Raw genomic sequence first — 13116 nt, forward strand, 5'->3', positions numbered from 1 at the left:
ACGAATCGATGGCCGGTAGCCTCAACAAAGTCATGCTGATCGGAAACCTGGGCGCAGACCCGGAAATCCGCAGCTTCCCCAATGGCGGCAAGGTCGCCAACCTGCGCATCGCGACCAGCGAGCAGTGGAAGGACCGCAACACCGGCGAACGGCAGGAACGGACCGAATGGCACACCGTCTCGATCTTTTCCGAAGGCCTGATCAACGTCGTCGAACGCTTCCTGCGCAAGGGCAGCAAGGTTTTCGTCGAAGGCCAGCTGCAGACCCGCAAGTGGCAGGACCAGCAGGGTAACGACCGCTATTCGACCGAAGTCGTGCTGCGCGGCTTCAACGGCACGCTGACCATGCTCGACGGCCCGCAGGGCGGCTCGGGCGGCGGCGGTGGCGGCTACGGTGGTGGCGGCTCGCGCGGCGGCGATTACGGCGGCGGCAGCGGAGGCGGCCAGTCGGGTGGCGGCTGGAACCAGGGCGGAGGCGGCTCCGGCGGCGGCCAGTCGGGCGGCGGCTCGAACTACGACGATCTCGACGACGACATCCCGTTCTAAGCCTTAGGGCGCAAGCACATCAGGGCCGCGGCGTGACGAACGCTGCGGCCCTTTTGCTATCGATGGGTGGGAAGCTCAGGGCCGGTAGGAATTGCACCGCCAAAGGCGATAGTTCTTAACCCGGGGGCAGGTGCGGACCTTGGTCAGCCACAGGTCGAAGATCCGCGGTTCGCGCAGGCAGGCGAGCACGCCCAGCGCGTGGACGGCCAGCGCGATGAGGATCACCCACCAGGCGCGGAAGATCAGGAACAGCTCGACCGCGAGGATCGCGTTGATCACGAAGAAGGTGAAGGTCACACCCGCAAACATCTGCGGCCGTGTGAGGGCCACGAAAACGGCATCTTGGTTTAACCGGTCCGGCATCGTGAGTCCCCTCCCCTCCTGCGCTGCGCATGCTCGGCTCGTAGCATAGGTTCAAGTAGAAGTTAAGTAAGAGTATTCGATTGACTGCGATTAACTAGAGTGATGCCGGGTAGGTAAGTTTCACGGAAAATCCCCTTCACGTCCATAAGTCACCATATCTACAAGCATCAAGTAATGGATATTCTCAATCCAATATAATGCCTTAGGTCTATATCCAAATGTATAGATAGTTTGTAAATGAAATCCGCGAATATGCTGATTTATTGTAAATTCGTTGACTCAAAAGCAAAGATCGTGGCAGCTTCCGGCAAGGTCCAAATATCACGGGGGTGGTGGCCTTGGCTCATTCGATCTGGAAAACGGTTGCGACAGCATTTGCCGCGCTGACGGCGAGTTCGGCGTCGGCGGCTCTGCCCGATCCCGAAGGTTCGAGCGTGATTGTCGATGCGTTGTCCTGGCTCCAGGGCACGCTGCTCGGCACCGCGGCCACGGTTGCGGCCGTCATCGCAGTGGCTGCCGTGGGCTTCGCCATGCTGACCGGGCGGATCAACTGGCGCCACGGCGCGGTAGTCATCCTCGGCTGCTTCATCCTCTTCGGTGCCGCGACCATCGTCGGCGGCATCCGTTCTGCGGCGGGAGGGTAACTTGGCCGCAGCAACCCCTTCCATCGATCCGACACAGACCGGAAAACCGGACGTCGCGATTGGCAAATTTCAGCGCGTGTGGTCGCGTGCGCCTAAGGACGATGACCCTGCTCATCGTCCCAAGCCCGGCCACAGCGGATGCCTCTTGCTGAGCGCCTGACCCTCGATCCTCGTGCCGCCGCGCGCGAGAAGGGTGCCGGCGAGCACCTGCCCTATCTCGCGCATGTCGACGATGTGACGCTGGAAACGCGCGACGGGCTGCTGATGCAGACGATCCGGCTGGGCGGCTTCCTCTTCGAAACCTCCGACACGGCCGAACTGAACTACCGCGCGGAGCTGCGCGATGCGATGATGCGCGCGGTCGGCTCCTCGCAATTCGCGATTTACCATCATGTCCTGCGCCGCCGGGCGGAAGACGTGATGGAAGGCGAGTTTCCCGACCAGTTCTCCCGCACGCTCGACCGCCGCTGGCGCGAGCGGCTGTCGGCGCGCAAGATGTATGTGAACGACCTGTTCCTCACCATCGTGCGCCGCCCGATGCAGGGGCGCGTCGGCCTGCTCGACCGGGCGCGGACGTTTCTCACGCGGCAAGTCGCCGCCGATCGCGCAGCCCAGCGCGCCGGGGAATTGCGCTCGCTACATAGCGCAACACAGGCGCTGACCGCCGCGCTGGGGCAATATTCGCCGCATGTGCTGAGCGTCTACGACACGCCGGGCGGCTATCGCTCCGAACCGCTCGAATTCCTGTCCTATCTCTACAACGCCGAGATGCGCCCCATCGCCCTGCCGCACGGGCCGGTGAATGACTACCTGCCCGCACGCCGGGTCAGCTTCGGCCACCGCGCGTTCGAGCGCGACGAACTGGGCGGGGTGGACCGCAGCTTCGGGGCCATCGTCTCGATCAAGGATTACCCGACGCAGACCATGCCGGGAATGTTCGACGAGCTTTACCGCATGCCGTTCGAGATGGTCGTCACCCAATCCTTCGCTTTCGTGGAGCGGGGCGAGGCTCTGCGCGAGATGAACTACGTGCTGCGGCGGATGCGCTCCACCGATGACGAGGCGCTGTCGCTGCGCGATGACCTCACCAACGCGAAGGACGATGTCGCCGCCGGGCGCGCGGGCTTCGGGCAGCACCACGCCACTATTGCCGTCCACGCCGACAGCCTCGAAGAACTCGACCGCGAGGTAGCCGAGATCATCGCCGCGCTCGCCGATCTGGGCGTGGTGGGCGTGCGCGAGGAGATCGCGCTGGAGCCGTCCTTCTGGGCGCAGTTTCCCGGCAACTTCAAATATATCCCCCGCAAGGGTCTCGTCTCGACGCGCAATTTTGCAGGGCTGGCGAGCCTTCATAATTTCCCCGTCGGGCAGGCGCAGGGCAACCACTGGGGCGATGCGATCACGCTGTTCGAGACTACGGCGGCGGGCCCCTATTTCTTCAGCTTCCACCTGAACGACCTCGGCAATTTCACCGTCATCGGGCCGTCGGGATCGGGCAAGACCGTGGTGCTCAACTTTCTTCTCGCGCAGGCGCGCAAGATCAATCCGCGGATCATCTTCTTCGACAAGGACCGCGGGGCGGAGCTCTTCGTGCGCGCGATCGGCGGGCAGTATGACCGGCTGCGTCCGGGCATCTCCTCCGACCTCAACCCGCTGCAGATCGAGGACACGCCGGCCAACCGCCAGTTCCTCGTCGACTGGCTGACGCTTCTGGCAGGCGGCGCAAACACGGAGGAAGCCGAGCTTATCAGCGATGCGGTGGACACGAATTTCGAACAGGCCGACGAGCATCGCCGCCTTCGTAACCTCGTCGAATTGCTGCGCGGCCAGACCAAGCCGAAGGCAGGAGACCTCTATTCGCGGATGAAGCCCTGGTGGGGCGAGGGCAAGCGGGCCTGGCTGTTCGACAATGAAATCGACCGCACCGATCTTGCCGCCCGGACCATCGGTTTCGACATCACCGCGTTGCTGGACGATCCGGTCGAACGTACGCCCGCCCTGCTCTATTTCTTCCACCGGGTGGAGGAACGGCTCGACGGATCGCCCACGATCATCGTGGTCGACGAAGGCTGGAAGGCGCTCGACGACGAGGTCTTCGTTCGCCGGATCAAGGACTGGGAAAAGACCGTCCGTAAGCGCAACGGCATTGTCGGTTTCGCCACCCAAAGCGCGCGCGATGCGCTGGAGAGCCAAATTGCCAGCGCCATCATCGAACAGGCCGCGGTGCAGATATTCATGGTCAATCCCAAGGCCCGCGAAGAGGATTACATCGACGGCTTCGGCCTCACCCCGCACGAACTCGAACTGGTCCGCAAGCTGCCCGACCAGTCGCACTGCTTCCTGATCAAGCGCGGCAACGAAAGCGTGGTCGCGCGCCTCAATCTCGAAGGCGAGAAGGACATGCTCACGATCCTGTCGGGTCGCGAAAGCACGGTCCGCGTGTTCGACGAGCTGGTCAAGGAAACCGGCACCGATCCCGAGGGCTGGCTGGCCCCGCTGATGGAGAGGGTCTGACTATGGCCTGCAACGCCATCCGCACCGGCGAACGCTATCTCGAAAGCGCGCTCGAACACGTCGATTGCCAAGCGCAGTCGATCGGCAGCTTCGGCTACATGGCGCTGTCCGAGCCCGGCTCCACCCTCTCGGTGGCGCTGACGGCCGTGCTGGTCATCTTCGTTGCGCTGTTCGGCCTGCGCATTGCGCTCGGCTATCCGATTTTCGGCCACGATCTGGCGAGCCACGCCCTCCGGCTGGTGATCGTCCTGACGCTGGCAACCAGTTGGCCGGCGTTCAAGGCCATCGCCTATGATGTGGTGGTGAGCGGCCCTGCCGAAATCGTCCAGACCGTGGGCGGTTCGGCGCAGCTCCCCGGATCGGACGGCAGCCTCGCCAGCCGGCTTCAGAATGTCGACGAGGGGCTTGCGCTGATGAACGAGCGCGGCGCGGGGCGGCGCGGCGTGCAGCAGGGCGACTGGTTCCAGCTTGGCTTTACCCGAAGCGCCTTCCTCACCGGCACGCTCGGCCCGCTGTCGCTGGTGCGGCTGACCGGTGGCATATTGCTCGCGCTGGCCCCTCTGGTGGCGGGCCTGCTGCTGTTCGGCTTCACGCGCTCGATCTTCACCGGCTGGGCCAAAGGGCTGGTGGCGGTCTTCCTCGCAACCATCCTCGTCTCGCTGCTGCTTTCGGTCCAGCTTGCGCTGATGGAGCCGTGGTTGCAGGGCGTGATCCAGCTTCGCGCCGCCGACCAGCCGACCCTGTCCGCTCCGACCGAGGGGCTGACGATGACGCTGGCCTTTGCGCTGATGTGCTTTGGCGCGATCGCCTTCGCGGCCTGGATCGCCTTCAACTCCTCGCTTTCGGCCAGGCTGTTTGCGCGCAGCCCTACCGAAGCGCCGCAGGGTAGGCGGGAGGTGCGCAGTTTCCAGACCATCTCGACCAGCACGCGCGAGGACCGACTGTTGCACGGTCCGGCCGTGGCGGCCTCGGTGGCACGCACGATCGAGCGTGACCAGCGCTTCGGGCGCGATCCATCCGTGGTCCTGCTGGAACAGGCGCCCGGTCAGCGCAGCGCCGCCCCGGCGCAGCAGGCCACCCAGGTCATCCAGCGGCCGCAGCCGCTCGGCAGCACGCACAGAAGCTCGGGAATGTCGTCGTCGCGGTCCCGCACCAACAGGGATGAGGCACGATGAACCAGTTCAGCGAGGTCCGGGAAATGAGCGAGGCGGAGGAGGACACCGACAGCCCGCTGAAGGGCTATTACCGCGAGGCGCAAAGCTGGTCGGCCGATCGCGACGAGGCGCTGGCGTCCTCGCGCAAGACCGCGTGGATGGTGGCGGCTGCGCTGGGCGTGATTGCGCTGCTGGAAGCCGTGGCCATCGTCGTGATGCTGCCGCTGAAAACCGTGCAGCCCTACACGTTGCTGGTCGACCGCCAGACCGGCTACATCCAGGCTCTCGACCCGATCGAAGGGGAATCGATCACTCCGGGACAGGCGATGGCGCGCTCTTTCCTCGCGCAATATGTCATCGCGCGCGAAGGCTTCGATATCGATACGCTCCAGGAAGATTACCGCCGCGTTGCGCTGTGGTCGGGCGGCGAGGCGCGCACCCGCTATGTCGCCGAAGCGCAGGCGAGCAACCCGTCGAGCAAGCTCGCTACCCTGCCACGGCAGGCGCGGATCGAGGTGGAGATCCGTTCGATCTCCTCGATCAACGCGGATACGGCGCTGGTTCGTTATGCGACCTACCGCACCGATCCGGGCGGCCAGCGGCAGGCGCCGCAATCCTGGGCATCGGTCGTGCGCTACCGCTTCTCGGGCGAGGCGATGACGGCCGAGGACCGGCTGGTCAATCCGCTCGGCTTCCAGGTCATGCGCTACCGCCGCGATGCCGAATATCTGGGCGATACGCCCGCTTCTGCGCCAGCCTATTCCCCCGCGGCAGATAGGCCGGCCATCGTGATCCCGCGCCCGGGCGATGCGGATGAAGCAGAGGTCGAGACGGAGGAAACGCCGTGAGATTTCTCGCGCTCCTGCTCGCCCTGTGCGCCGCGTCCTTGCCAGGAAGCGCGCTGGCGCAGGAGGATGCGCGCGTGGCGATGCTTCCCGTTTCCGGCGATGCGCGGCTGACACTGCACACGGCGCTGCGCACGCCGCAGACGATCCTCTTTCCGCAGGGCGAGCAGATCATCGACGTGACGGTCAGCGATCCCGCTATCTACCGGCCCGGAGTTTCCATGTCGGGAGACAGCCTCGTGCTGGTGCCTGAAAGCGAGATCGGGTTTGCCCGGATGACCGTCGAAACGCTGGGCGGGGTTTACGAATTCGATCTCGTTCCCGTGCAGGCGGGCGAGGCACCGCTGGTGGTGCAGGTCGGTGCAGCGGAATTGCCTGTCGTCGCCGGTGGTGCGCAACCACAGGAAGTCCCGCCCGACACCGGCCAGTACCGCCTGCGCGGCGATCGCGCGGTGCAGCCCGCTGCAATTTCGGACGATGGCACGAAGACCTATCTCACCTGGGGCGAGAAACAGGCCATGCCCGCCGTCTTTGCCATCGGCCCCTCGGGCGAGGAAGAGATGGTCGAAGGCTATATGCGCGGCGGGATCTACACCATCGACCGCGTCTACGCCGAGCTCGTCTTCCGCATCGACAAGGAAAAGGCGCGGGCGCAGCGCCGGCGCGAGGGAGGGCGGCGATGACCGAGGAGAAGGGCAGGGCCCTGCCGCTGGTTGCAGGACGCGCCGGAAGCACCGGCGTGTGGGCCTTTGCAGGAGTGATGGCGGTGGTCGGCGCGCTCCTTTTCTACGCGCTCGAGGCGCGGCGAAGTTCGCTCGCAAGTCCCGACGTCATGGTGCCGACCGAGGCCGGTGCGGGACAGATTTCCTCGCCGCCCGAACTGATAATCCCCAGCGATCGCGCGCTGCGTCCCGATTTCGGCCTGATCATGCCCGATGAAAGCGACGAACCGCCGATGCCAGTCTTCACCCTGCCGCGCGCCGAGCCGCGCCCCCAGCCACGACCCGCGGCCCGCGAGCCGCAGCCGCTCTCGCCTCCAGACGAGATCTATGTCGAGGAACCGCCGCCGCCCTCGCTGCGCGAGGTGACCCGCCCGGTAACGCGCGTGGCCCAGCGGCCTCCGCTGGCACCTGCGGAAGCGCCGTCCATGGCCGAGCCGACCGAGACCGAGCGCAAATACCTCGTGCGCTTCGACAATCCCTCCATGACCATTCCCAAGGGAACGGTCATTCACGCCGTGCTCGAATCCGCGCTCGATTCCACGCGGCCCGGAGCGGTGCGCGCAATCGTCTCGCGCGATGTCAGCAGCTTCGACGGATCGCGCGTCCTCATCCCGAAGGGCAGCCGCCTGATCGGCAATTACGAGGCCGGCGTGGCGCGGGGCCAGAAGCGCGCGCTCGTCCAGTGGACGCGGCTGATGCTGCCGGAAGGGGTGATCATGGAACTGGACTCGCCGTCTGCCGATCCGCTGGGGCGCGCAGGGGTGAAGGGCAAGGTCAACTCGCACTTCTTCGCACGCTTCGGCGATGCGCTGATGCGCTCGATCCTCGATGTCGGCGTCCAGGTGGCCGGGCGGCAGGTTGGCGGCGATACGGTGATCGTGAACCTGCCCAACTCGGCGCAGATTACCGGCACGACGGGGCAGGACATCCAGCCCACGCTCAAGGTCAAGCACGGCACCAGCGTGTCGGTCTTCGTTGCGCATGATCTCGATTTCTCGGCCCGGTTCCGCTGAGGGCGCGCCCGTGACGCAGCAGGTCTATCTCGACACCTTTCTCGCCCCGCTCGGTCCCTTTCTGTCGCAGGGCGATGTGACCGACATTTACGTCAACCGTCCCGGCGAAATCTGGACCGAAAGCCTTGGCGGCGCGATTGCCCGGCATGACGCGCCGGGGCTGACCGACCGCGTCTTGTCGCGGCTTGCGCGGCAGGTGGCGGCGCACTCGGCGCAAGGGATCAGCCGCGAGCATCCGCTGCTCGCCGCCAACCTGCCAGACGGCTCGCGCATCCAGATCATCCTGCCTCCCGCTACCCGCGGCGACATCGCGCTCGCCATCCGCAAGCATGTGAACGCCGACCTCTCGCTCGCCGATATGGGCCGCCTCGGATCGCTCGACGAGGTGAAGGTCGTGGATGGCGAGGAGGCGACCCGCCCTCCGTTCGACCCGGCCGATTACGAGGATGTCGAGCATATGCTGCGCGCCGCCGTGCTCCAGCGGCGGACGGTACTGGTGTGCGGCGGGGCCTCGACTGGCAAGACGACCATGCTCAACGCGCTCCTTGCCGAAATCCCGGAAGAGGAGCGGCTGGTGCTGATCGAGGACACGCCCGAGCTGCGCCTTGCCCATGCCAACGCGGTCGGGCTTGTAGCGGCGCGCGGATCGATGGGCGAAGCGGAGGTTTCGCCGGAGGACTTGCTGGTCGCCTCGCTCCGGATGCGCCCGGACCGCATCATCCTTGGCGAGGTACGCGGCAGCGAGGCGATAACCTTCCTGCGCGCGGCGAACACGGGGCACCCCGGATCGCTCTGCACCATCCATGCGGATTCGCCCGAACGCGCAATCGACCAGATGGCGCTGCTGGTCCTCCAGACGGGCCCGCGCATGAGCTGGGAAGACATCGTCCAGTATGTCCGGCGCTCGGTCGATATCGTCGTCCACCTGGGGCGCAGCGGCGGCCGGCGGCGGGTGGAAACCGTGCTAACGGTGTAGGCGCGCAGGGTTCTATACACTTAGGCATAGGCCTGCGGCACTAAGCCGTCTGGCGAATTGCGAAGGCCCAGTCGGTTAAGGTATTTGCAACGGATAGGGCTTCCCCAAGCGGAGCCCGGGGCAAAACAGGATCGCCGTAGATAGCAACACCCCGCAGGACGACCAGGCGGTAGTGCCGGAGCGATGTCTGCGAACCCCGTCAGAGGGCAGCGCATCGATTCCCCCGACCCGCCAAGCATGGGTGGGTACAATGCAAAGACGTAGTTTCCTGAAAGTCGGAGCCGCAGGCGGGGCAGTGGCGGCGGTCGGTCTTTCTCCGATACCAAGCAGAGCGAACAATACCATCACGGAGACCGATTTCGTGCTGACGATTGAAGAAGCGAACATGGAGCTGATTGACGGCTCTGTGGTCTACACGCTTCAGTTTTTCCGCGGCTTCGATAACGCGTCACCAGAATTGCGAGTAGAGGAGGGTGAGAAAATCACCATTACGGTGACTAATAATGATCACCGCCCGCACGGTTTCGTTATCCACGCCGCATCGGGAACCTGGATACCTCCGATCCCACCCGGTGAAACAGCATCGAGGACGTTTATAGCCCCAGCCGCGGGTACCTATATGTACCTCGACGGTACAAAGGGGCCATTGCACCGATTAATGGGGCTGCACGGCGTGTTTGTCGTGGAGCCGGCAAATAAAGGGCGCACGGTAGGTGGCGCGCAAACACCTTATTCCCAAAAGGAGCACAACCCCCAGTTGCAAATGCTCTTCGAAGCATTCGGTAATCACCCGCGGTTTCCGGGATCAGGCTGGATCGCTGGCGACGAAACGCGCGACAAAGTCTGGCTATTCTCTCAAATCGACCCATCGCTCAACGCGAGTTTCGCCGCTGGAGAGAGCATCGATTCGAAAGCAATCCGCAACAAATTCACTCCGCGCTACTTCACGATCAATGGTCTTTCGGGATTCGATACCGCGCATCACGATTCAGAGGATAAGCCGCATGAGGGGCCCGCTGGACGTATCATGCCTTCGGGGCGTCAAGGTGAACCATGTCTGTTGCGATGTCTCAACGCGGGCCTCGCAAATCATGCCGTTCACATTCACGGCAACCACTGCTTTGAGATCTGCGAAACCGATTACAAGGGCCGGCGATACATTAGTGAGAATATTTACGAACTTGATACTTGGCTGCTGCGGCCGATGCAGCGCATCGACATGTTGCTGCCTTTCGAACGGCCACCCGACGCCGCCGTCTGGCCGCCGCGCGATGAGCCCTTCCCTCTCAAATATGTGATGCACTGCCACTTCGAACTATCACAGTCGGCTGGTGGGGGAAATTATCCGCAGGGTGCCGTCACTCACTGGGAAATGACCGGAGCGCTTTGAGCAGCGATCCGACGGGAGCAAACAATGGTTGACTGGTCAGACACAGCGATAGGCAACGAAGTCGATTACGCGACCTTCGGTTGTAATGTCTTCAAGGCCGATCCTGCGACGCCCGACAGGGTGAATCCGGATATCGAGATCTGGCGCGTCGGTGCAAAAAAGGTCGACAAGCGAGCACCCGATGGCCGTAAAATAAGGTTCTGGACCTTCCGCGATACCGATCCCAATAAGCCGTTCCAGACGCTGGTGCATCCAGCGCCAGCAATGCTTGTGAAGGAGAACCACGTTGTTCACACACATCTGACAACGGCCACTGGTCCCCATACGATCCATCATCATGGCATAGAGCCTTCGACGGCAAACGATGGCGTCGGTCATGTGTCCTTCGAGGTGGGAGATGGTTACACATATCAGTGGAGGCCTTCACGCCCTGGCACTTTCTTCTATCATTGTCACCGAAACACCGCGTTGCACTTCGAACTGGGCATGTGGGGCCCGCTTATTGTTTACCCTGAAGATCACGACGAACATGACAAACGACTTTTCTCCGGTGGTCCCGGTTACGATAGTGAGAAAATCTGGGCGGCGCATTCCGTGGATCCGCGCTGGCATCTGATCGATGCGCACGACGCGGGGTTGTGCGGCATCGATGCCGGCCTCAACATCTACCGACCGGAATATTTCATGTTATCGGGCATGTGGGGCGAGCAGGCACACTACAGCCGAAAGACGGAGATCGTGGCGCAGCAGGGAGAACGGGTTCTTATTCGCCTCCTTAACGCCAGCTATTCGCTACTGCGTATTCAGTTTTCACATGACGTAGAAATCGTCGCTGCCGATGGACATGCCTGGGGGCGCTATCCTTGGTGCCCATCCACACAGATGCTGCCTGCCTACCGCCCGCTCGAGATGGCAACGGCGCAACGCTACGATTTCATCATCGAAGCGAAGAAGACCGGATATTTCCCAGTGTATTTTCAATTCCGTGACTGGATCACCGGCAAGATCCACAACAACGGCAAGGGCCGGATGAAAGGAAGGATCAGGGTAGTATGAGACGCTCGGCAATCCGCATTTCGGAATCCTACGTGGTTCCCGAAGACCAGCGCCGGAAGCTCGCCCAGGCGGTCTCCGTTTTCGGCGACGAACAGCCCGCGCCCGACGAAATGGGCGGCTGGTTCGACTTCGCCGACTGGCGCGGCCGGCCGGTCGACCAGTCCTATTTCCTCGGCCGCTGGACGATGCTCTATTTCGGCTACGCGCGCTGTAAGGGTTCGTGCCGCGAGGCCGCGCCGATGATGGCCCGGGCCGCGCGCGAGCTGCGCGAGGCGGGCATTGCCGCACGCGCGGCCTTCGTCGATATCGAGGTCCATCCGATTGCCCCGCCGCAGCCGCTCCGGCTGGCAGCAAAGGACCACCGGCACGCTTACAACTGGCCGATGCGTATGGCCCAGTCCGACCTCTACGAACGGCACGCTGGCCAGCTCGATGTGCTGAGCGGCAATCGCGCGCAACTGGCCCAGGCCACGATGGCCTATCACGTGCTGCGCGAGCACACGGTTCCTCATCGCGGAGAGCAGGGCCTGAGCATCAACCATAGCTCGATGATCTACCTGCTCGGGCGCGATACGTTCGTGGCGGCCTATGGCTATCACGATATGGGTGCGGACGCGCTGGTGTCGCTCGTGCAGGATCTTTCGCAGGCAGAGAGGCAGCAAGTGGACTTCGCAGCTGTCAAACGGCGGTATCTGAGGGGCACGTGCGGGGGCGATATCGGCTAAGACGACTCGGCTCGGAGCCGCGCGAATCGCTTGAAAAAGCGCGTCAAATTGAACGAACATTAGGCGGGGCCGGTGGGTCCCGCCTCTTTCGTTATAGGCCGTCGGTAACGGCAAAACACCTAAGTAGGTACCCTAAGATCCTGTTATTCCGAGAAAAGTGCGCATGGGTTCGACAGGGGCAACGTTTCGTTGCATTATGTGTAACCAGAGACGTTGCCCGAAAGAGGTAACTCTGGTAATACATAAAACGTAGTGAAAAGAATTATATAGTACTAATTTAGTAACGTCTAAATTGGTTGGCGGGACAGGGAAAGCCCGAAACATGACTGCGTCGCACTGATAATCGCCCGGGTCGCTTCCGTGCAGTAATCAATGGGGCGGGTAATGACAGTTCAATCGATCGTAATCGCCGATAGCGATGCCTTGAGCCGGATCGGACTCAAGACACTTCTCGAACATTCGGGCGAAGCCGCTGAAATAAGCGAAGTCGCCAATCTTATCGAACTCGTGGGGCTCATGCCGGCAGGCCGTTCGACGGTCATTGTGCTCGATGTCCACCTGGCCGGGCTGGAAGGGCCCGAAGGCATTGCCGATCTCCTGCGGCGCTATCCGGACACGCGGCTGTGCGTGCTGGTCGACAACGCGACCCGCGATATCGCGCTCGAGTATCTTGCCTCGGGGGTCATGGGCTGCCTGGCGAAGTCTCGGTCGGCTGAAGAGATCGCGGAAGCTGTCCAGGTCATCGGCCAAGGACGGCCCTACCTATGCAGGCTCACAACCGAACAGGCGAGCGCAGCCACGCGCACGCAGTCGGTCGGCAAGCTGACGCGCCGCCAGCGCAAGGTCCTTGCCGTGATGGCCACGGGCAAGTCGAACAAGGAAATCGCTCGCGAGCTGGGCATCTGCGAAGGCACGGTGAAGGTGCATGTCAACGCGGCCTATCGCGCGCTCGGCGTGCACAACCGTGTCGCCGCCGTGCGGGCCCTTCAGCAGGCGCAGCAGGACCGCGCCGCCGACAGCGCGCTCAAACTGCCGTTTCCCGAACTGCTCAGCCCTGCCACGGCCTAGTCTTGTCTTGGCTTAGGGCGTAGCCGGTCCCGATACTCCGGACGGGAGTTCCGATGCCGTAGCACATAACGTGCTGCGGCATTTTTCTTTGCCCCACATCA

At 63.3% G+C, this 13116-nt stretch carries 13 protein-coding genes; 12 read left to right on the top strand and 1 reads right to left on the bottom strand.

What is annotated here, in order from left to right:
• Window positions 1–8 precede the first annotated feature (8 nt).
• The gene (gene ssb / locus K3148_RS08475) at window positions 9–545 is read left to right on the top strand and encodes a single-stranded DNA-binding protein (protein ID WP_221424402.1); all 537 of its coding nucleotides are present in this window, start codon (window positions 9–11) and stop codon (window positions 543–545) included.
• 75 nt (window positions 546–620) lie between these two features.
• Here the strand turns inward: ssb and K3148_RS08480 are convergent, their stop codons facing one another.
• A complete protein-coding gene (locus tag K3148_RS08480) occupies window positions 621–908 on the bottom strand; it encodes a VirB3 family type IV secretion system protein (RefSeq protein WP_221424403.1) in 288 nt (95 codons plus the stop codon).
• A 332-nt stretch (window positions 909–1240) separates the two neighbouring features.
• On the opposite strand from K3148_RS08480, the gene K3148_RS08485 reads away from it, so the two are divergent.
• From K3148_RS08485 to K3148_RS08535, 11 genes are all read left to right on the top strand, one after another.
• Entirely contained in the window at window positions 1241–1552 is a 312-nt protein-coding gene (locus tag K3148_RS08485) for a TrbC/VirB2 family protein (protein WP_425594636.1), read from the top strand.
• Between the two features lie 138 nt (window positions 1553–1690).
• Complete coding sequence (locus tag K3148_RS08490) at window positions 1691–4066, top strand: VirB4 family type IV secretion/conjugal transfer ATPase (RefSeq protein ID WP_221424404.1); 2376 nt, start codon at window positions 1691–1693, stop codon at window positions 4064–4066.
• Between the two features lie 2 nt (window positions 4067–4068).
• Complete coding sequence (locus K3148_RS08495) at window positions 4069–5241, top strand: TrbL/VirB6 family protein (RefSeq protein ID WP_221424405.1); 1173 nt, start codon at window positions 4069–4071, stop codon at window positions 5239–5241.
• Window positions 5238–6068: a VirB8 family type IV secretion system protein gene (locus K3148_RS08500; RefSeq protein ID WP_221424406.1), complete on the top strand. Its 831-nt coding sequence runs from the start codon at window positions 5238–5240 to the stop codon at window positions 6066–6068. The genes K3148_RS08495 and K3148_RS08500 overlap by 4 nt, the downstream gene beginning before the upstream one ends.
• Window positions 6065–6748 (top strand): TrbG/VirB9 family P-type conjugative transfer protein, encoded by a 684-nt coding sequence (locus K3148_RS08505; RefSeq protein WP_221424407.1) that lies wholly within the window; start codon window positions 6065–6067, stop codon window positions 6746–6748. Before K3148_RS08500 ends, K3148_RS08505 begins: the two co-directional genes overlap by 4 nt.
• The gene (locus K3148_RS13905) at window positions 6745–7800 is read left to right on the top strand and encodes a TraB/TrbI/VirB10 family type IV secretion system protein (RefSeq protein WP_247711525.1); all 1056 of its coding nucleotides are present in this window, start codon (window positions 6745–6747) and stop codon (window positions 7798–7800) included. The genes K3148_RS08505 and K3148_RS13905 overlap by 4 nt, the downstream gene beginning before the upstream one ends.
• Window positions 7801–7810: 10 nt before the next feature.
• Complete coding sequence (gene virB11 / locus K3148_RS08515; protein ID WP_247711526.1) at window positions 7811–8776, top strand: P-type DNA transfer ATPase VirB11; 966 nt, start codon at window positions 7811–7813, stop codon at window positions 8774–8776.
• Window positions 8777–9026: 250 nt separating this feature from the next.
• Window positions 9027–10166 carry a multicopper oxidase domain-containing protein gene (locus K3148_RS08520; protein ID WP_221424409.1) on the top strand — a complete coding sequence of 380 codons (1140 nt, stop codon included), beginning with the start codon at window positions 9027–9029 and terminating at the stop codon, window positions 10164–10166.
• A 24-nt stretch (window positions 10167–10190) separates the two neighbouring features.
• Window positions 10191–11222: a multicopper oxidase domain-containing protein gene (locus tag K3148_RS08525; RefSeq protein ID WP_221424410.1), complete on the top strand. Its 1032-nt coding sequence runs from the start codon at window positions 10191–10193 to the stop codon at window positions 11220–11222.
• Window positions 11219–11947 carry an SCO family protein gene (locus K3148_RS08530; protein ID WP_221424411.1) on the top strand — a complete coding sequence of 243 codons (729 nt, stop codon included), beginning with the start codon at window positions 11219–11221 and terminating at the stop codon, window positions 11945–11947. Before K3148_RS08525 ends, K3148_RS08530 begins: the two co-directional genes overlap by 4 nt.
• 384 nt (window positions 11948–12331) lie before the next feature.
• Window positions 12332–13015 (top strand): LuxR C-terminal-related transcriptional regulator, encoded by a 684-nt coding sequence (locus tag K3148_RS08535; RefSeq protein ID WP_221424412.1) that lies wholly within the window; start codon window positions 12332–12334, stop codon window positions 13013–13015.
• Window positions 13016–13116: the final 101 nt, after the last annotated feature.

Origin of the sequence: Qipengyuania aurantiaca (assembly GCF_019711375.1) — a bacterium.
Taxonomy (GTDB): Bacteria; Pseudomonadota; Alphaproteobacteria; order Sphingomonadales; family Sphingomonadaceae; genus Qipengyuania; species Qipengyuania aurantiaca.